The sequence below is a fragment of the Pseudomonas orientalis genome (assembly GCF_001439815.1).
GTDB lineage: Bacteria > Pseudomonadota > Gammaproteobacteria > Pseudomonadales > Pseudomonadaceae > Aquipseudomonas > Aquipseudomonas orientalis.
Genome location: NZ_JYLM01000001.1, coordinates 455377 through 475755 on the forward strand (window position 1 = coordinate 455377; position 20379 = coordinate 475755).

17 protein-coding genes, 1 tRNA gene and 4 pseudogenes are annotated in these 20379 nt (G+C 49.5%); 9 read left to right on the forward strand and 13 right to left on the reverse strand.

Annotated features, from left to right (window positions below; genetic code table 11):
• Positions 1-82: 82 nt before the first annotated feature.
• The gene (gene lldD / locus TU82_RS01975; RefSeq protein WP_057721457.1) at positions 83-1219 is read right to left on the reverse strand and encodes an FMN-dependent L-lactate dehydrogenase LldD; all 1137 of its coding nucleotides are present in this window, start codon (positions 1217-1219) and stop codon (positions 83-85) included.
• Between the two features lie 100 nt (positions 1220-1319).
• On the opposite strand from lldD, the gene TU82_RS01980 reads away from it, so the two are divergent.
• From TU82_RS01980 to TU82_RS29060, 3 genes and pseudogenes are all read left to right on the forward strand, one after another.
• Positions 1320-2222, forward strand: a complete 903-nt coding sequence (locus TU82_RS01980; protein WP_057721458.1) for a LysR family transcriptional regulator — start codon at positions 1320-1322, stop codon at positions 2220-2222.
• 54 nt (positions 2223-2276) lie between these two features.
• Positions 2277-2352 (forward strand) — tRNA-Asn (locus tag TU82_RS01985).
• 121 nt (positions 2353-2473) lie between these two features.
• Positions 2474-2586 (forward strand): annotated as a pseudogene (locus TU82_RS29060) (ParA family protein); the annotation flags it as partial.
• Between the two features lie 956 nt (positions 2587-3542).
• Here the strand turns inward: TU82_RS29060 and dapF are convergent.
• The 11 genes from dapF to TU82_RS02040 are packed head-to-tail and all read right to left on the reverse strand — an operon-like array spanning position 3543 to position 14800.
• A complete protein-coding gene (gene dapF, locus TU82_RS01990) occupies positions 3543-4352 on the reverse strand; it encodes a diaminopimelate epimerase (RefSeq protein ID WP_057721459.1) in 810 nt (269 codons plus the stop codon).
• Between the two features lie 59 nt (positions 4353-4411).
• A complete protein-coding gene (locus TU82_RS01995) occupies positions 4412-5617 on the reverse strand; it encodes an MFS transporter (RefSeq protein ID WP_057721460.1) in 1206 nt (401 codons plus the stop codon).
• Between the two features lie 37 nt (positions 5618-5654).
• Positions 5655-5900 (reverse strand): phosphopantetheine-binding protein, encoded by a 246-nt coding sequence (locus TU82_RS02000; RefSeq protein ID WP_057721461.1) that lies wholly within the window; start codon positions 5898-5900, stop codon positions 5655-5657.
• The gene (locus tag TU82_RS02005) at positions 5900-7450 is read right to left on the reverse strand and encodes an amino acid adenylation domain-containing protein (protein ID WP_057721462.1); all 1551 of its coding nucleotides are present in this window, start codon (positions 7448-7450) and stop codon (positions 5900-5902) included. Before TU82_RS02005 ends, TU82_RS02000 begins: the two co-directional genes overlap by 1 nt.
• Before the next feature lie 4 nt (positions 7451-7454).
• Entirely contained in the window at positions 7455-8369 is a 915-nt protein-coding gene (locus TU82_RS02010; protein WP_057721463.1) for a beta-ketoacyl-[acyl-carrier-protein] synthase family protein, read from the reverse strand.
• Positions 8366-9574, reverse strand: a complete 1209-nt coding sequence (locus tag TU82_RS27475; RefSeq protein WP_162276148.1) for an aminotransferase class I/II-fold pyridoxal phosphate-dependent enzyme — start codon at positions 9572-9574, stop codon at positions 8366-8368. Before TU82_RS27475 ends, TU82_RS02010 begins: the two co-directional genes overlap by 4 nt.
• Before the next feature lie 19 nt (positions 9575-9593).
• Positions 9594-10934 (reverse strand): hypothetical protein, encoded by a 1341-nt coding sequence (locus TU82_RS02020; RefSeq protein ID WP_057721465.1) that lies wholly within the window; start codon positions 10932-10934, stop codon positions 9594-9596.
• Positions 10935-10939: 5 nt separating this feature from the next.
• A complete protein-coding gene (locus tag TU82_RS27480) occupies positions 10940-12106 on the reverse strand; it encodes a chorismate transformation FkbO/Hyg5 family protein (protein ID WP_072024047.1) in 1167 nt (388 codons plus the stop codon).
• A gap of 58 nt (positions 12107-12164) precedes the next feature.
• Positions 12165-13100, reverse strand: coding sequence for a chlorinating enzyme (locus TU82_RS02030; RefSeq protein ID WP_057721467.1), 936 nt, complete (start codon positions 13098-13100; stop codon positions 12165-12167).
• Positions 13101-13111: 11 nt separating this feature from the next.
• A complete protein-coding gene (locus tag TU82_RS02035; RefSeq protein ID WP_057721468.1) occupies positions 13112-13360 on the reverse strand; it encodes an acyl carrier protein in 249 nt (82 codons plus the stop codon).
• Between the two features lie 24 nt (positions 13361-13384).
• Positions 13385-14800, reverse strand: a complete 1416-nt coding sequence (locus TU82_RS02040; RefSeq protein WP_057721469.1) for a coproporphyrinogen-III oxidase family protein — start codon at positions 14798-14800, stop codon at positions 13385-13387.
• 461 nt (positions 14801-15261) lie between these two features.
• Between TU82_RS02040 and TU82_RS02045 the strand changes: the two genes are divergently transcribed.
• From TU82_RS02045 to TU82_RS29415, 6 genes and pseudogenes are all read left to right on the forward strand, one after another.
• The gene (locus tag TU82_RS02045; protein WP_057721470.1) at positions 15262-16164 is read left to right on the forward strand and encodes a LysR family transcriptional regulator; all 903 of its coding nucleotides are present in this window, start codon (positions 15262-15264) and stop codon (positions 16162-16164) included.
• Positions 16165-16674: 510 nt separating this feature from the next.
• Positions 16675-17836: pseudogene (locus TU82_RS02055) on the forward strand (IS3 family transposase).
• A complete protein-coding gene (locus TU82_RS28550) occupies positions 17833-18468 on the forward strand; it encodes a hypothetical protein (RefSeq protein ID WP_084794879.1) in 636 nt (211 codons plus the stop codon). The pseudogene TU82_RS02055 and the gene TU82_RS28550 overlap by 4 nt, the downstream one beginning before the upstream one ends.
• 8 nt (positions 18469-18476) lie before the next feature.
• Positions 18477-18845: a hypothetical protein gene (locus TU82_RS27485; RefSeq protein WP_082631960.1), complete on the forward strand. Its 369-nt coding sequence runs from the start codon at positions 18477-18479 to the stop codon at positions 18843-18845.
• A 325-nt stretch (positions 18846-19170) separates the two neighbouring features.
• The gene (locus tag TU82_RS27490; protein WP_231982767.1) at positions 19171-19629 is read left to right on the forward strand and encodes a DUF4279 domain-containing protein; all 459 of its coding nucleotides are present in this window, start codon (positions 19171-19173) and stop codon (positions 19627-19629) included.
• A gap of 26 nt (positions 19630-19655) precedes the next feature.
• Positions 19656-19790: pseudogene (locus TU82_RS29415) on the forward strand (cytidine deaminase-like fold-containing protein); the annotation flags it as partial.
• Between the two features lie 108 nt (positions 19791-19898).
• Here the strand turns inward: TU82_RS29415 and TU82_RS27495 are convergent.
• Positions 19899-20373, reverse strand: a pseudogene (locus tag TU82_RS27495) (transposase); the annotation flags it as partial.
• Positions 20374-20379: the final 6 nt, after the last annotated feature.

The window sequence follows — 20379 nt, forward strand, 5'->3', positions numbered from 1 at the left end:
TATATGAATCAATCGACTGCCTTGGCGCGAAAAACAGTCGACAACGTATGGCGTCATTTATCTGGCTGAGTCGGTTGAAGAATTACCGGCCCACCAGTGTAGAACCGTCGATTTGTTCGATCGAAGTGACACCGGTCAGCGTCATCGCCACGCGCATTTCCCTGGCGAAAATATCCAGCAGGTTTTCCACGCCGTTCTGCCCGTCGGCGGCCAAGGCGTACACGCTGGCGCGCCCGAGCAGGCAGGCCTTGGCTCCCAGGGCGAGCATGCGCACCACGTCCAGCCCGGAACGAATGCCGGAATCCACCAGCACGGTGAGGTCATCGCCTACGGCTTCGGCAATCGGTGGCAACGCCCTGGCGGTAGACAACACCCCATCCAACTGGCGGCCGCCATGGTTGGAGACCACAATGCCGTCGGCACCAAAGCTCACAGCATCCTTGGCATCCTGCGGGTCGAGAATGCCCTTGATGATCATCGGCCCCTTCCAGAAGTCGCGAATCCACTCCAGGTCTTTCCAGCTGATCGAGGGATCGAAGTTATTGGCCAGCCAGCCTATGTAGTCCTCCAGATGCGTCGGTTTGCCCAGGTACGTGGAGATATTGCCCAGATCATGGGGGCGGCCCATCAGGCCCACATCGAACGCCCATTGCGGCTTGGTCACCGCTTGCAGCATCCGTCGTTGCGCCGCATAGGGGCCGGACATGCCGGAATGGGCATCCCGATAACGCGCACCCGGGGTCGGCATATCGACGGTAAACACCAGCGTCGTCACACCCGCCGCCTGCGCCCGCTCCAGGGCATTGCGCATGAAGCCGCGGTCCTTGAGCACATACAGTTGGAACCAGATCGACTGCGCGCTTTGCGATGCGACTTCCTCAATCGAACACACCGACACCGTCGACAAACAGAACGGCACCCCCTTATTCGCTGCGGCCTTGGCCGCTTGCACTTCACCACGTCGCGCATACATGCCGGTGAGGCCGACCGGGCTGAGGATGACCGGCATGGCCTGTTCCTGGCCGAACAACGAGGTTTTCAGGCTCAGGTTATCGACATTGCGCAAAATGCGCTGGCGCAGGCTGATCTCGGCCAGGTCCGAACTGTTGGCCCGCAGCGTGTGCTCGGCGTAGGCGCCGCCGTCGATATAGTCGAATAAAAAGCGCGGCAACTTGCGCTTGGCGGCAGCGCGATAATCGGATGCGGACGAAATGATCATGTACATGAGCTCCACTCGGCGAAGCGCTCCACCATAAGCAAAGTTATGGCATGATAAAAACAACTTTTATCGCTGCGATCCAGTCGCAAAGGGAATACCGATGAATCTGCGAACCCTGCGGGCGTTTGTCGAAGTGGTGCGCCAGGGCGGTTTTTCCCAGGCGGCTGAAGTGGTGTCCCTGACCCAGTCCACCGTCAGCAAGGCGGTCAAGACGTTGGAGGACGAGCTGGGCACCCCGTTGCTTAATCGTCTCGGCCACAGGAACGAACTCACCGCCGCCGGTGAAATTGCCTACCGTCGCGCCCTGGTGCTGCTTGCCGAACACCGTGACCTGGTGGGGGAGATCAACGACCTGCGCGGCCTCAAGCGCGGCGTGCTGCGCATCGGTCTGCCGCCGGTGGGTTGCGGCCTGCTGTTTGCGGCGATGTTTGCCACCTACCGCACGCGTTACCCCGACATCGACATCGAACTCACCGAGTACGGCAGCAAAAAACTGCGCGAATGCCTCGAAGCGGGGGAGGTCGACCTGGCGGCGCTGCTGCTACCGGTGGACGAGGGCTTCGACTACCAGCCGGTGCGCAACGAACCGCTGATCGCCGTGCTGCCCCTCAACCACCCGCTGGCGCGCCGCGAACGCATCGACTTCACTGACCTCGCGGACTCACCGTTCATCCTGTTCGAAGCCGGTTTCGCCCTCAACGCGAAAATCCTCGCCGCCTGCGAACGCAAGGGCGTTGTGCCAAAGGTGACGGCGCGCAGCGGGCAGATCGACTTCATCGTCGATCTGGTCGCCGCCGGCCTGGGCGTAGCCTTCCTGCCACGGATGCTGGCGCACAAACACCAACATGCCGGCATCGCCCTGATCCCGCTGGACGAACCCCACACCGACTGGCACATCGCCCTGGCCTGGCGCGCCAGTGCCCACTTGCCACCGGCAGCCCGGGCGTGGCTGGAACTGGCCAGGGAGCAGGCGGTTGCGACCGGTCAGCCTGGCCAGTCGTGAAAAATGTCAGAGGAGGCTTGACTTCTTCTTTTTAATCAGTAACATACGGCGCATTCCGCGATAGCTCAGTTGGTAGAGCAAATGACTGTTAATCATTGGGTCCCTGGTTCGAGTCCAGGTCGTGGAGCCAGATAGAGAAAAGCCTGTAGAAATACAGGTTTTTTTTTGCTTGGGATTTGACCCAGCAAACCAAACGCTTAGCGCGCTTCCCATAACGCCATCTCTAATCCTTCGATTCAGAGGTAAGGCCAATGAAAGTCGCAGCAGTCGTTTCAACCAAAGGCGGACCGGGGAAACTACGGTTGGCGCCAATCTAGGCGCGTTCTGCGCCGACGCGGGTCTCCGAAGCTCGCTGGTTGCTCTAGGTAGGCAGCTTCATACCAAGCGCACTCTGTGAAGACGACTGGCAGTTTGAACAGTTGAGTTTGCAGCGAAGTGAGGTTTTCGAGTTTCGTGTGTTTCTCCGAAAAAAGCCCAAAACGGAGAGACACGTCGCCCGTACGGGGAGTGTTCCCCGCATGGGCTGAATAGGTATGTATCAGGACACGGATAAGGCCGATGTCTTAGAGCTAATAGGCCACAGGTTGGTTACTGATGGCTGAGGGTGACGCGATAGATCAAGGCGTGACGACTTTCCCGTAAACCTCGACAACAGCTTTAGCTTTGTTATTTGGCACACTGATGGATGTCAGCGCGTCATATAAGGCAAGCGAAAGTTTCATTATGTCTCCTGCGATTGGCAAGTGACGTAGAGACCCCACCTGACGGTAGGTTCCCGTCACAGTGAGGGTTGGTGCATTCGGTCGGCGAGAATGTCGACGACTGTTCGCGCTACCGAATGCTTTGCGAACTGCAGCTGATCAACGCGAATAGCGTCGTGATCTTCAAGACCAAGGTCACCTAGGTTGGTGCTGTCTACGACAGCGATCCAGTCCGAATAGTCGACTTAAACGTTGTGATGATCCAGTCAGACATTTCTTGGAATCTTGTAGGAAACGTGCGGCATCCAGTGAGCTGCGCGTTCTGGACGCGTTTGATGGAAGCTAATGACAGCCAAATTGATCCGATTTGCCTGTGTCTCCGCCTTAGATGTTCTGTAAGACTATCGCTGTAATTTGCACTAGGCACTAATATGATGGACTGGACATGCGAAGAAATAGTAAAAAACTTCATGCCTCGAAAATATCAAGTCTGAACGCTAAGTTCAATATTAGGGCCGCTGTAGTGGCGGCCATGGGGTGAGTCGAAGGTTTAACGTTACATTACATAATGGTTTGAGTTTGCACTATGTTCTGCCTGCCCTTGGTATCACTAATGACCCTAGAAATCTATTTGGACAAGGCATTCAGCATCCAGTGAGTATTCTCCGACTTTGCACACTGGGCCTTGCATCAGAACGTGGTAATCATTATCAAGTTCGATATTAATCACACCTCCGGGCATTAGCACGGCGACCTGAGCATCGACCAAACCAAGTTTTCGAGAAACAGCCGCCGCCGCACAACTGCTGGTGCCTGAAGACAGTGTGTAGCCTACGCCTCGTTCCCAGATCTGTACCTCGAGATTTTTCCTGTCGATAACTCTTACAAACTGCACATTGGTACGATCGGGAAAAATAGAGAGATTCTCAATGATGGGCCCCAGATTTCTAGCCAATATCTCCGTCGGTTGCGCAACAAATATCACGCAATGAGGATTGCCCATGGACACGGGATTCAATAGAAGCTCTGTTCCATCGATGAGATAGTTCGACTCGGTAGTTTCTATAAAGCGGGCCGTACCCATGGCAATCGATATACGCTTGCCTACATCCAGTACTTGACAGCTAACCACGCCTCCCTTTGTGGAGACCTCGAAGTGTGAGCTCTCAACAATGCCTTGATCCCACAAATAGCGACAAAATATTCGCAAGCCATTTCCACTTTTTTCTGCCTGCGAACCATCAGTGTTGTAGATATCTACCGATAGCATCTCACCGGCATTGATCAACGGAACCAATATTCCATCACTGCCCAACCCATGGTGGCGGTCACAAATTCTAGATATTTCCTGCTCGGTAAAGCAGAAGGGGGCTGATGCTGTATAAACTAAGTAATCATTACCCGCAGCGTGATATTTGGAAAACCGCATAAATCAGACACCAGAACAAGTCAAAAGTAGAATAGTGTTTGACTATAGCATAGGCGCGGCTAGGGGCCACTGGGCGTAGGGACACAGACCCGCAGACTTGGTCGCATAGCGCACAAGGAACCACCAAGCAGTATGCAGAAGGCCAGCGAATAGCACAGGCCGCTCACACCAAAGGCAGAAATCATCAGACCACACCACGCCGGACTGATTGCCGCACCAAGACTGGCCAGATTGTGAGCCGCGAAGTAACTACCCTTTAACTCGGGAGGGCTGATTGAGTCAATATATAAATATTCAGCTGGTTGTATGAGAACCTCTCCGATTGTGAATATAAACATTGATAGGCACCAGAAAACCAAATTTTCGGCCACTGAAAATCCAAGCAGTCCGATGGAAAAGAAAAAAGCACCGAGTAGCACAATTTTGTTCAATGATGTAAGGGTTATGTAACGGCTGGCGAAGTGTTGCAGGAATATAACGACAAGTGCATTTGTTAGCAGTAGACAAGACAGTATTTCCATGCCTTTCGCAGCTGGATATTTGTACAACAATAACAAGGATAGAAAAAAGGTAAAACGACCATGGACAATAGTGTTGAAAAATGAACCTACAGTGTACAAAACTAGATTTTTATCTCTTCCAAGTACCTTCAGAACCTGTGAGAACGATGGTCGATTGACTGGCTGCGATTGGACTGGTTGCTGCTTGGCCAAAAAACTGAGAACGAAAACTGCGGCTAGACTTGCAGAGGCCGCCACCAGCATTGCTAACGCAATCGACTGTGCGACCAGATATACGCCCAAGACAGGACCTATGGCAAAAGCTACGTTCGTTAGGATATAGCGATAAGAAAACGCAGCTACTCGCTTTTCTGTATCAAGGTAATCGGCCAGCATTGCCTTTAGCCCAATGCTGAAAAGCGCGGCTGCGAACTCCATGAAAATAAGCAAGATTCCGACTAAGAGCACCATTTGAGCGAAAGGCAGAACGCCAACCGCTACCGCCAGAATCATTAAGGTCCCGATTGAAAGGTACAATCGGTTGTAGTTGTCGAAGGCTAAACCTACCGGCAGTGAAAGCACTGTGGCAACTATCATTGTCAAGCTCAATAGGACTCCCGATTGCCAACTGCTCATACCGAACTGCGTGGTGAGTAGAAGCACTATCAGAGGGCTAGCAATCCCTTTGCATAGGTCGTAAAGCAACGAGCTGAGCAACAACCTCTGAAGAGGTGAGGAAAGATATTTCAGTGAAAGGGTGGGCATGCGCGACATCCAGATCCGTGGAACATATTTTACTGGGCTACCGTTGACCAGCACACAGGTCATGGAGTGCGGCAAACGTCAGCTTATGCAGGTCCGCCAACATATCGCAGTCGAAGACAATGTGGAATTCGTCTTGAAGATGAGTGATTAATACGATCATGCCCATCGAGCTAATTCCTTGATCATGCAAGGGCAAATGCGCGTCGATTTGCTGAGCCAGATTAGGAAACAAACGAAACAACAAGGCTTCGAGACCGAGAGCGGCTATATTTTCATCACTCATCACAGATCAACCTCTGAATCTACTCGTGCAGCCAGCGCTCTTCGATCCACCTTTCCATTCTGGGTAAGAGGGAAGTTGTCGGTTAGGGTAAAGCGCGAAGGAATTGTCGCGCGGCCGATTTGCTGTGCACATGTCATTGTGATTACCCCCACATCCAGCAGAGCGTCAGAGATCAAGAAGGCATGCAATTCATCGCTCACCTTACCTGGCACCTTCATGACCACGGCGTCTTTGACACCAGGACAATTGCGTAGGGCCAGCTCGACTTCTTCGAGTTCGACGCGTACGCCGTTGATTTTTACCTGATTGTCTTTCCGTCCCAGAAATACGACATCCCCTGAAGGCAGAAACCGGGCTAGGTCGCCGGTCAGGTAAAAGCGAATAGGACCGACGTCCTCCACTTCCAGCGTTCTAAACATTTTTGCTGTCAACGACTCATTGTTCAAATAGCCATTGCCCACACAAACGCCGCCAATGATCAACTCACCGGTCTCTCCCTGCGCGACCGACTGCAGATCATCGTCGACAATCGCAATATGTGTCCCTGCTATAGGCCTACCGATCGGGATAACTGCTTGGTCGTAGCCTCTCTGAGGATTGAACACTAATGTTCCGATGGTTGCTTCTGTAGGGCCGTATCCGTTATAGATGTGACACTCAGGTAGTCTCCCATGCAAGGCAGAGATCAAATCAACCCCCCACGGTTCGCCACAGCAGACGATATGTCGCAGCTGATGGCAGTGTTGAATCGCTGGGCTCGACAGAAGGTGCCTGAGCTGACTCGGCACCATTATGAGCATCGTGACAGCGAAACGGCCGATGCACTCTGTCAAATAGTTGGGAAAATTGACCAGTCTGTGATCTGGAATGAACACGGCTCCACCAGAGAAGAATGGAAGAATCGATTCTTGTATGGACGGATCAAACGAAAAGGGAGTTTTCAGTGCCGTGACATCGGTGTGATCGAGTGAGTAATAGTCACGCGCCCATTGCAGTCTATTAAAGAACCCCTTTCTCGTTAAACTTACACCCTTCGGCACCCCAGTCGTGCCCGAGGTGAATATCAAATAGGCTGTGGCGTCGGACAATTGCTCTGGAAAAAAATCAAACCTATCATGCTGCACTTCGCACGCAAACAGTGTGGCGAGATTACAGCATCGCTCCGTAGCGCCAGGCATTGGTGTATCGGTGATCAGGAGCGCCGGCTGCGCAATGTCACAAATTATTCGCTTTCTTTCATCAGGTAGACTCGTTGCCACCGGCAGATAAATGAGACCAGCCAGCAGGATACCCAAAACAATGATCGGGTAACGCAATTGCAGGTCTAGATGCACGCCGATTACGTCCCCGGGACTTAATCCTGCTTCAAAGAAGTATGCATGAAGCTTGAGCAGCTCTGTCCTAGTCTCCTGATAGGACAAACGCGTTTGCGCATCGAATACGGCCGTATTCGTGGCCCGTTCTTCGATGATTTTTTCCATGTGTTGAATGAGAGAAAAATCTACGGGATAGGCTACTCCACCCATTACCGTTGAAACCGCCTTGTTCATGTTGTCACTTCCTTTTGGCCGGCTTGCGGACCAGTCCTATGCCCTGATGAAGGTCGGCGTATCCTAGTAACAAGTAATATTCATCAAGGTGTGTTTCCGTCTGCGCAATCTCTGCCAGCGCCATCAGGTAGTCGCTGGAAAAGCAATGCGCAGAGAGAGTAGCCTGACCCGAAAAATGCAAGTGCGCCGGCAACGCCAAGCTGTTCATCAGCATATTGACGACGGGCAGGTAAAAATTGGGAGTGACCACCTTAGTGAGGTCTGAGACTTGCAAGCCGTGTTTGGCTAGCATGTCCTTCAGTTTTTTGCCGATCTCTGGCAGATTACCCCGGAAAAACGAACTGTCATTTGTCGAGCGGCCAAATCCGCAAACAACGTCCAGCAGAGTCAATGACGACGGCCCCTTGTTCGACAGGATTGCTGCACTGGCTGCATCGCTGAACATGCAATTACTGTCGAATCGTTTCGATTCACCAGCCGAAGCATCCGCCGTAACCAGTAATACCCTGTCAGCCCTAGACGACTCGATCATGGCGCTGGCTAGGTGCAAACCATTGAATAGGCTATTGCATCCGCTGAGGGTCAAACCGGTAACTGGGACATTGCTGATAGCACAGCGGGTCATCATCTCGTCCAAGCGATCGTTGCCTTGCATGAAATCAACAGAAAAACGACTCGAGCATAGGACAAGATGGTCCGTACTCTGTGCAGCCGAAGATCTACCCACAATTTTCTCGATCACTCGTTCAGCTAGGTCCAGGACATTGCCCGATGTGCGGTGGAGGCTGTGCCAGCCCATTAAGTGAGGAGCATCAGGCAGCCCATAATGTCGACGTTTCTGATCAAAATCCTCCACTTTATTATATGGGAAGCGGTGCTCGCCGAGGGTGCTGTCAATATCATTGATAAAGATCGTCATAGCGTGACGCTCTTCGGAAAACAGAAGCGCACGGCAGAGAGCTTTTGCCGCAACTGGGCGAACACGACAGTTGCCTCACCCTTGAAAGCCACGGAAAACCGGACATAGCTTTGTCCTGAAACCTCATAAGGAATGGTCAAAATGCCGTGTTCTGCTGCCAAGTAATGAGAAAATTTCGCTGCATTCTCAAATCTTGCGCCATCGACCACTCCAAGCGGACATTGCACATAGACAAAAAAAGCACCATTCACATTTTGGATGCTGAAGCCGCTTGCCGCGAGTATGTCTATTAAAGCGCGACGGCGTTCGGCGACGCACTCGGATAGCGCTTCAGAGATCTCCTGATCATTGATTACGCCAGCCACTGCATCTAATAGAAGCTTGGGTTGCCCGCTCTCTTGCAGTAAACCAAGTACGCGTAAAGGTTCGATGATTTCCGACGCAGCTAGAATAAAACCTAGGCGCCACCCGGGGATCTGGAGAGACTTAGATAACGAATGCACCTCAATACAATGCGCTGCCGCACCCGCGCCGCGAAAAAAATTTCCAGTTGGCTGCGTGGCCGTCAGCAGGCCTGAGTAGGCGGCATCGTTGATAAGCAAGATATTGTGTCGCACGCATATCTCAAGCAGCAAATCACATTCATCTTGCGAGGCGATCTTACCTGTAGGATTGTTAGGATAGTTCACCGCCAGTATCTTGGCCTTGGTCATTAGTGTGGGATCTAGGCTCTCCAGATCAGGCATGAAGTTGTTTTCCGGTAAGAGAGGCAAGTGTACCACTGTTCCTCCAAGACGTTGTGCCATGACAGAAAAAATCGGATACGCAGGAGTCGTAACTAGGATCACATCGCCTGGGTTGATAAGTGCAAGACAAAGTAGATTGAGCGCCGACTTGGAGCCGCTTGTAGGGAGTACTTGCAAAGGTAGGTCAGAGTTTGCAAATCGTGTAGAACGCTTTAAGCAAGCAGTTTGATAAGCTTGATGGTCGTAGACATACCCGTGATAACCAGTTATGCCTGCCAATCCAGACAATGCGCTCGATAGTTTTTCAGCTGGAGGAAGGAATGCGTCGGCTACACCAAAGTCTAAAAGTAACGGTCCCGTAAGTGTCGACTTGAAAGCGCGGACCCAACTAAAGAAATCGTCACTGTCAGAGCTCAGCTTTTTATCACGATAAAAATCGTTGAAGCGGACCAAATTCATATTTTTGCTCGATGAATAGTTAATAGTGCGAGTCATTGAAGTTGGTCAGGTGCGCTGTTCCAACGAACAAGCCGTGGTGGCTGTAACCCCGTACATGATTTAGTGAATGACTTTGCATATCATAAATGTATATTAGCTCGTTGGAAAACAGCAGGATATAGCGTCCATTGTCTGATGTTTCTATCCAGATTGGCATGTGTCCGAGTAAGGTGCAGAAATGTAAGCCTTCTGCTTCAATAGGCTCATGATTGAAAAGCTGCTCGTCCCTGTGCAGGTGTAACGAGCTTTCCAAAAGTATATGAAAGCGGTTGGGGTACGCACTGAGTACGATATAATTTTCGCCTTTATAACTGAAAAGCTTATGACTAGTCAGGCGATAAAGTCCTTTTGGGTGGTAGTGTTTAGAAAACTGCAATTCTCCTTTGTGCATCCTGCCGCCCAAGAGCTTCGCTTCTCCATGTAGTATGAGCTTTCCATGTGCCTTAGAAAGGTTGTGGCATGATAGGTAAAAGCGCTCAGGGTCGGCTCGCGAGAACTCAATATGTCCTGGCGTTTTCCCATCAACTTCACTCGCACTGACTGAGCCTGAATTTTTCTCAATGAGGTAGATTCTATTTGTTTGAAGACCTGCTAGTTCGTATTCCCGCCACAGACTATAAGTAGCAAAAGGATCCTCCTCTAGCACAGGCGCAGATCCTTGGGCGGTCAAACAGAATTCAGTCAATATCACATAGTCAGGATCAGGAGTTTGTTTAACTTCATGAATGGCTTCCAAAGTCTTCAATGACGCTAGTTTTCGAGGTTTATTCCAAGCGGTATCAACGGAATATAATTCGGTTTCAAGTTCAAGCTTCTCCCCTCCGTATACACGCAGACGTTGCTGCATGTCCGTCATTGTATAAAGGTATTCTCCATTTACACGATCCAGCGAGTTCTGAGCAGACATCATCCTAGGGATGAACGCATCTTGCTCTGACATATGTCCTACCTGCTGCTGAGAGAAATCGATTTCCCGTGCATAGCTGCAGTTATGCATACCAACCACAACTCTGCCGTCTGCCAGCTCAAACCCTTCATGCGGCTGTACAAAGCTAAATGCTACAGCAGTACTGGACTTGCAAGCATAGGGAAAATTGCTGTTGGATAAATTCTGTTCGATATACTTAGAAAAGGTTGCAATATAATCGTCTATACTAACAACGCAGCTCTTGATCGTCCTCTGCGCGAAGTCAACTAGGTAGTAGCATTCTTTGTTTTCTCTGAGCCCGGCAATGAACACTCTTCCTGTGAGATCAGCAGGAATGGTCCAGTCGGTTGGAAAGTTTTTCTCGAAAAATTCTGCGTTGTCTGTAATAGCCATTTTAGTCACCCTGGCATCACGGCCGTTGCTTCGATTTCGACAAGTAGTTCATTCCGGCAAATGTCCGCTTCGACGTATGTCGCAATCGCCCGGGCAGGAAGCAGCGACTCGCATATCGACTGGACAACGGCAAAGTCATCGCGGTGTTTCACATACACCGTATAGCAAACTACGCACTCAAGCCCTGTTCTGGTCGGATAGCAGTCGTAATCAGACAGCAAGCGCGCACATAAGAGTAGGGAAATATTATCTATTGTTTGTCTGGTTTGACGTTCAATATCGGCTAGGTAAACGCTTTTGGCGCCAATGATACTCGCAGTACCCGACACGAAGATCATCGCTTCTGCCGCAGCCAAGATCGCCATAGCACGGGAAAATAGAGGAGCAACTAGGCTTTCCTCCTTCGGGTAATCAAATGCACTGGCCTGACGTCTATTTTCTAAAGAGACAACACGATAATCACCCTTGGTCATTATCTTGCAAGATAGATAACCTAGGTTAATTGAGGTGCTGTGAGTACCGATGCCGGTACTGGCTGGAAATTTAGTTCTTTTCTCCCCGGAGCTCAGCTTCAACTCGTTAAATACCTCTCGACGTGCGGCGTTTACAATCTGATAGCGCGTGTGATCGTGAGGCCCTTCGGTTATGTTTCCGATGTAAATCCACGTTCTGAGAAGATCCTCTATCGAATGCCCCTGTCTCTCACTGGCTAATAAGCAATCATAGAATTGTGAAGTGAATGATGAAGTTACTTGTGCATTGTCAACCGTATTAAAATTTTTGGACGAAAAGCTCCAGTCCAAACTATTGGTCTTTGCCGGCAGAGTGCTTTCTGACGTGCCAGTTGAGCGCTCCTCTTGTCTGATCATCCATACGCTAATCTGTACCTGGCCAAGCAACGGCGGTTGGACAACGATTTCAGTTCGCTGAACGAGCGCGCCGAAATGAACCCCAAACTGATTATTAATCTTTTTTAGCTGCCATTGATCGCTCACAGCAACGAATACGCGAAGCACATCACTACCGGGCGCGTCGGGAGTGGACAATGCCAAGAGCTCAGACAAACAAGCTTTGAAATCTTCGGCTGTACATTGTGCTCCCTGAAAATAATGATTCGAGCCGCCAAAGTTTACTGACAGTGTTTGACACCAGGAAGAAGTACGATTGTCCATTGATCATCTCCATATCGCTGACGCATAAATATGTTTACCAAGTTCGGAATGAATCACCTCAAGGGATTCTATTGAGTTGTTTACCTCGAGTGGTGTGTGAGCGAACACGGTTATGGCCAAATTGATCTTCCCCGCCGACGATAACAATTCCATATTTTTCAAGGCTCACCGTTCTGCCGAACTCAGTTAGGGTGTCGGCGTCCGGATAGACTTTTACTGATGTAGGGACGTACCTAGCTGCATATCCCAAACGAGGCGTTTTTGTTTCGCCTAGGTGTGGAAGTGAACCATGCAAGAGAGTCGACCAAAAGATTATGAATTCGCCCTTTTTCATAGTGAAGTAGATTGCTTTTGACTCGTCCGGACTCCATTCTGGATCTACTTGAAGATCCCGATAGTCGTAACCATAAAAGCCTCTACGAACATTATTCTTCGTAATTCCAAACTTGTCTTCGGCATAGGTTGTCGACTTGGTTTCGTCGTAAAATCGCGTGTGCTGCGTCCCAGGAATAATGCCCATCGGACCCATGTCCAGCGTGACATCGGATAAGGCTGTCCAAACTGTTATTGTTCCCCCCTCCGTAGCACCCTCAGGCCAGCGAAGGGCATCTTTGCCCCCGTTAAGCCCAGCAAACGTATCGCCTTGGTGCCAATCGGTTCCCTCATCACCCGGATACTTTGGGAAGAACTCGGATCGCCAGCACGCTACATCGCGGCCCAACAAGCATTGGAGTTTACTGACAATAGAAGGGTGGCAGATATGGTCTGCTAGTTCCTCTATATCCAAGTGACGATCATAACTCGAGATGGGGTCCTTATTGTTCTCTGCCTTACCAAACACCGACATAGAATAGTCAAAAGTTTTAAGTCTAGCGCTGCGCCAAAGGCTGTCGATTTCTTCCTCGGAATAGGCTCGAAACGGCCCGAGGTATCCTTCATCTTTGAAAAATTCAACCTGCGCTTCACTCAGTTCAAAAAGCTGATCGTTAGTCATGATTTATTCCCTTATAAGTTTATCCGAGTAACAGCTTGTTTTTTAAGTGCTTCTGCGATGGCTTCAATCGATGCTCCCTTAGCGAGAATCTCTAAGCCAATCCCAAGATCAAAGTATTTATTCAGTTCGTCGACTAGTATTATTATTTGCAAAGAGTTAATGCCTTGGTCAAATAATTCAATTCTCTCGTCGAAGATTTCAATTTCAGAAATATTTGAAAGGATTTCAACTATTTTCTCTGTTATCAGTAGATCAGGCATATGCAGGCCCCATTTTTCATCTGGCTAAATATTGACCGCAAGAATATTTTTTGCGGACCTGATTTTTCCATCGACAAAGGCTTGGGCTAAATCATCAATAAGCCAATGTATTAGCGAGTCTCCCGCTGGGGTGAAGACTACCCACTCGGCCTCGTCAACTGCCAAACCCATTTGCTTCCATGACTCGATCAAAAGCTCAACTGCAAAACGATTCGAACCGCTTTGCGTTAACAGAAACTCTCGCTTCACCCTACTGAATACACGGATGTACCGCATGAACTTCACCATGAAGCGCTCTTGCTCATTGAATAGCGTGCCTCCAGCTAGTGGGAGTCGTCCCCCGCGTATACTTTGCATCCAACTGTCTAGTGATTCACTATTTTGCATCCAGTGAGCTGATGCCGTCGAAAACGCCCCCATACCTAAGCCGAAGTACGGCACGACAGTACTCCAATTCTCAATCATATTTTCCCAAGAGCTAATGGCGTTAGACTGCTTGTTCTTAACAAACCACCCCAGTGGATTTTCGCTGTAACCACATGACTCTAGGTAGGTCTTGCCAAGAAAATACATTTGCCTTGCCGCGTGCTCTTCAATGGCTGGCCAAGGTTCCTGTTGAGCGAGGCGATAACTCTTAGTGCCTGGGAACAGTTCGTTTCTGTAAAAGGTTATGGATGGAACATTAAGACTGACTAAGTCTGCAAGAGTCTGGAATACCGACTCCAGAGATTGCCCTGGCATGCCGTATAACACATCGGTATTAACTAACTCAAAGTTGTCGAGGGTTGCTGCGACTCTATCGAGTAGCTTCTCCCTTGGCAAAATCCGGCCCTCGCGTTGTCGTAACTCGGTGTTCGTTGATTGCACACCAAGGCTGATCCGGTTGACTCTTGAACTCAGCAGCTTAAGTTTTGAGTCGGTTAGCGTAGCCGGACTCGCTTCCAAGGTAATTACGGCATTGTCGGCCAGGCTACTACGCTGCAAGGTACCGTCGACTAGGGATGCCAGCAATTCGTTATCAAGAATGGACGGCGTGCCTCCACCAAAATAAAGGCTGCTGGCCGGCACTTTATTTAGCCCTAGCTCGTTATAGATATCGAGTTCTCGGAGAATAACCTCAATGTATTCTCGCTTTTCTTCTGCCCTTGGGCTTCTGGAGTAGGCTAAGTCGCAGAACGAACAGGACTGAATACACCAAGGCACACCTAAGTAGAGTGCTGTCCGCTTAGTAGACATCAATTCATTAGATATCTCCTGTTCAGCTTGTCTCGGTTTCAGTCTGGCATTCGTACTTCGATCAGCCATCTGTCGAAGATTGTCGAAACGGTGGTTAAAGGCGTTCCGACCTGCCCAGAAGTGCGTCGGAATATGCTGGTAACAATGGGTCATTCGATCCATTGTTTCGGTCAGTAAATCGTCGAATAATTTATTATCAGGCATGGCGATACACAACCTCCTTCGTGATTCCTTCAACCCAAAATCCATGGGAAATTCTTATGCAAGAGCGACTACGACACGGCGATATTCTGTTACCTAATCCTCCGCTGTCAATATATGTCAAAAATGAATAGGTCGCTAAATATCTGATATGTGTTGGTCGTAAGTGTCGTGGAGTCGGTCCAGAACACAATGCGCTTGATGATAGGTGTGTGTTAAATAGATGTACTTGTTTTAGAAGTATCTATTAACTATTCGTTTGGCAGCTCGCTTTATGGTGGATGAGTGTCGTAAATCTAATAATAGTTGTATGCGTGATAAGGCTGAGGATTGCCGCTATGAAAGATAAGTCGTGCAAACTTTGTATTTCAGTTTTTTCTTTTCTCAATTTTTGGCCGCGCTTGCCTAGGTAAATGAAAGCTCATGCGCTAATGATGTCATCAATTCTCATTCATGGATGTGGTATGAAAATTATTTTCCGACATGTAGAAATATTTAAGGCCGTCATGGTCACAGGCACTGTTACCGGCGCTGCTTTGGCGCTGGAAACGTCACAGCCCACAGTCAGTCGTGAACTTTCTCGTTTCGAGGATATTATTGGTATGCGTTTGTTCGAACGCTCTAAGGGGCGTCTCAAACCGACGGCGCAGGGCATGGCGCTGCACTCCGAAATATTGAAAACGTACGAGGGATTGTCGCGTATCAATGCAGCAGCCTTATCTATAAGGCTTGGGTTACGAGAGAAAATTAACATAATTAGTCTTCCAGTTTTTTCACAAACCGTCCTACCAGCAAGCCTTGCTCGATTCCTACAGCACTATCCTGACATTAACCTGAGCCTATCAACTCATGACTCCCCTGATATTGAGAGTCTGTTGGCCAGCCAAGTCTATGACATCGGATTAATCGAGGGGATGAAAGCGCCGCTGGGCACCAGTATTGAGCATCTGATGGACGTCGACGAGGTGTGTATTTTACCAACTGGTCATCCATTGTCGGCGCACACGGTTATAGATCCTCGTGCTTTGAGTAACTATCCCTTCGTGCATTTAGCTCCTAGCGACCCCTATCGGCATCACTTAGACGGCCTATTTGCTAAGCTGGGCGTCTCTCGTACAAGCATTATTGAGGTCGACAATGCGGCGGCAATCTGCCAGATGGTACTTAGCGGAATTGGTGTTTCAATAATCAACCCGTTGGTGGCTAAGACCTACTTAAGCCAAGGTTTGGTTATCAGACCGCTTTCTGTCTCAGTCCCGTTCAGTATCAGCCTCGTTAGGCCCTTGCAACCAGGCGCTTCGCTGATCGTCGACCATCTCGCCGATTGCATACGTACGACCTCTATAGAACTTCGTGCCCTAGAATAGCCACGGAACATTGTTGCTGTTACCTAAATTTACGCCAGCCCCAAAGTTATAGCTCTGCCAAGCCTCAACGCTGTCAAACGAATCTGGCGCATAGGATAATGGGACTGCCTTCGTTATGATGATCGGGCAGGACTCCGCGTAAATTGCGGGATCCTATGCGCTGGACGTTTTTAACGTATTGAAGCTAGCAGTCACTCCCGTCTTTTCGAAATGATCAATGCTAGCATTTACCACCTTCCTATCTGATGTTTCGATAGTTTTTCATCAAGTAATTGGTCTATGAAAGCTATTGCGTGAGCTGATGGCGACAACTGCATTCAGTGGCCCTTAGTCCATGAGCTAGGGCATCGTGAGTAAAGTCTGTGATGATTTACAGGTTAGTCTACCGCACGCATGAACGCTCCACGTTTTGGGAGTGCCAATTTCTGATTACTAGGGAGTGATCATGTAGTGGTCTAATGAAACCGGACACCCATTTAGGCGAGAATGCTCGCCAGATCGAGGTGTCAGATGACCAAAAAACGCCGCTCCTTTACTCCTGAATTCAAACGCGAGGCTGCCGACCTCGTGCTCAAACAAAACTACAGCTACATCGAAGCCAGCCGTTCACTCGGCATTGGTGAGTCGGCATTGCGCCGCTGGGTTGACCAGATTCAGAAAGAACATAAAGGCATCACCCCGCAGAGCAAGGCTCTGATTCCGGAACAGCAAAAAATTCAGGAGCTGGAAGTCCGGATTGCTCGGCTTGAGCGAGAGAAATCAATACTAAAAAAGGCTACCGCGCTCTTGATGTCGGAAGATCACGAGCGTTCGCGCTGATTGACCAGTTGAGTGCACATGAGCCGGTTGATTGGCTGTGCAAGGTGTTTGACGTCACGCGCTCGTGTTACTACGCCCAGCGCCTGCGGCGCCGCACGCCCGATGTTGAACGGCTTCGATTGCGAAGTCGCGTCAGTGAGCTGTTCTCGCAAAGTCGCAGCTCTGCGGGCAGTCGCAGCATCCTGTCGCTCATGCGTGAAGACGGTGAGCAGATCGGTCGATTCAAAGTGCGCAGCTTGATGCGCGAGCTTGATTTAGTCAGCAAACAACCCGGCTCCCATGCCTACAAACGAGCAACAGTAGAAAGACTGGATATCCCGAACACATTGAACCGCGAGTTCGACGTGCCAGCGCCCAATCAAGTTTGGTGCGGCGATATCACCTACATTTGGGCGCAAGGAAAGTGGCATTACCTGGCTGTCGTCCTGATCTTTGTACGCGTCGGATCGTGGGCTGGGCGCTGTCGGAAAAGCCAGACGCTGAGCTGGTGATCAAAGCGCTGGATATGGCTTACGAGCAGCGTGGCAGGCCTTCGGATCTGCTATTCCACTCGGACCAGGGATCGCAATATGTAAGCCGACTCTTTCGCCAGCGGTTGTGGCGATACCGCATGCGACAGAGCATGAGCCGACGAGGAAACTGCTGGGATAACGCACCGATGGAGCGCGTATTTCGCAGCTTGAAAACAGAATGGATACCGACCGTGGGCTATCGAACTGCGCAGGAAGCACAGCGCGATATCAGCCATTTTTTGATGCATCGCTACAACTGGATTAGGCCTCATCAATTCAACGATGGGTTGGCCCCAGCGCGGGCCGAGGAAAAACTTAACGTCGTGTCCGGGATTAGTTGACCACTACATCGCCACCGCAAGGCTTTGACAAGTGGGGAGCGACCTATGTCACAGACGAGCAGATGGTCAAAGCCAAGTACATTCAGGAAGGATGGTTGACGCCGGACGAGGCAGCACATCTGGATGAGTGGGTAAAGGACACTTCCTGGATGGAACGTGCTGCGGGTCGTGAGTTGAGTGTGTCTGAACGGGCGCGTAAGCTCACTGAAATGGGGGAGATGTTACTCACTAATGGTTGGGGTAATAGGGCCCCTAAACCAGGCATATCGACAGGGAAGGTCGAGGGTAAAGGGCCCGGTATTTCGGCAGATGCGGATGGGTTTGGTTTAAATGGTCCAAAAGGCATTAATAAGATTTTTGAACCTGGTCGAACGCCAAAAGCTAGCGAGTTGAAGCAATATGCGGAAGCTCAAGGTTGGAAGCCTACTCAGACTGACGGTGGCCCTCTCAAATATCTTGACGCGAATGGCATTCCTCGTGTGACAATCAAACAAGGCAGTTCGCGGGCGCCAGGAAGTGCTGATCCACATGTTGAGTTTAAAAGCGCGACAGGTCAAAGAACAGACGCCTTTGGTAATCCGGTAACAAGAAAAAGTCCGGATAATCACACGTCAATTGACTTTGATTTGTGAGGATGAATATGAATTACTATGAAATTCCATCGCTTTCAAATATTTATTTAGAAGATAGCTATGTTTTATCTATTCGTGAGGGGGAGGGCTCTCTAGCCTTTGAATTAGAGGCAGTTCTTACTGAAAATCATCCGAAATATAAAAATCCACAAGAAGGAGAGATGTATTGCTATAGAAAGATTTTTTTGCGCTTTCTAAATGTAGATTCTTTCGAATGGCTTGATAGGAGTTTTATGGTTTATGCAGATGCATTGGGCGAGTTCGATTATGGAAATATAGACAGCTTTATTGGTTGTGATGGTGGCTATGAACTGACCGGCGACTGGGGGCGAGTAGCTATCAAGGGGCAAGCTGTAGATGTAATTATCGAAGATTAGCTGGTGCAAAAGGAAATCAGCTAGTAAATGGGAAGTGGTTTGATGCTGAAGGGCTTCCATTACCTGTTCCGTCCAGCGTAGGTGCATCTGGGCGAGTCCCGAATGTTTTGCAAACCGGGGGGAATACTCTCAATAAGAGTACAGCTAACGCACTGAATGAGCATTTTGGTGAAAGTTTGGCTCCGCGTGAGTGGGGCAGAGCACTTGAGGCATTAAAAGCTGACGCTGGAAAGCTTCCTAATAATTTTCATGGCAGAATACTGGATAATGGAAATTATGTAGGCAAGAGTGGCGAAATTATTGGGAATATTAGAGATTATCTGCCATGAGTGAAAAGTCTAGGATTACCCCTGTTTCGTCGGACTACGAAACGTGTGCTGAATGTTATGTAAAATTGATGATTTATCCTGGTGAGATGCACCCGGATGAAATCACTAATGTCATGCAGGTTTCGCCAACATTGATTAATGTGGCAGGGGAGAAGATTACAAATAGCCGTGGACTAACAAGAGAGGTAAAGGACTCTGGTTGGTTTTTGTCTACCGAAGGGCATGTATTGTCAAAAGATCTTAGAGAACATATTGACTGGGTAGTTGAAAAGATTTCTCCGCATAGTGAGTCGCTGAGAGTAGTTCAAAAAATTGATGGCGTTAAAGTTACGTTGAAATGTGTGTGGTTCTCTCTGCTGGGTCATAGTGGGCCTGTACTTTGGCCGGAGCAAATGAGAGCTTTGGCAGATTTGGATTTAGAGTGCTCTTTTGATATTTATTTTGTTGAGGATTAGTTGGTCTAAACGCAACTGCTCCGAAAGTAACGGCGGAAGGTAAGGTTGATGGTCAGGCGTTCACTGATGTTAACCAGAAGGCCAGGTCCGGTTCTCAAGCAAAAGCTGATGAGCCGACATTAATAGCTAATCGTGTAAATACAAAAATAGAGGCATCGTAAAAGAGGCGGTTGAGGATTTTTTCTGACAGGTGACGTTAGCTTAAATCTATTGAGTTGAATTAAGCTGGCAATGCGTACGAAACTTGTCTGGTTATGTTTCGAAGCCCAGGCTTTACGATACTCGATGGGAGTGAGCGTGCCGAGGAAATCTTTATACATTTTTCGTAGTGCCAGCGAATGTATGAATCCAAGGCCTGGATGAATTGCTCGATCCTCGCTGACTGCCAGTTGCGAGAATCGAACAGCTCCGTTTTCAGTCGGCCGAAAAAACCTTCACTAGCCGCGTTGTCAGGTGAGCAGCCTCTAGCGCGACATCGAACCAATCAACTTTGCATCAGCGATGCGCGTTAACCATCCGGCCAGCGATAGTGAGCGCCATGATCGGAGTGAATAACAGGCCGTTTATCGCTGCTGGTACTGTTTATACAGCGGCATCCAGCATCGTGTTCACAAGCTCGGCCCCGGGAGGCATGCCAATCGACCAACTTATGACTTTCCACCTAAGCAGTCGAATATGGGGGGACAGGCACACCTTGCCGGCTGGGATCTAGAACTCCGAGATGTCGGTCAGCCATTTCTCATTCAGAGT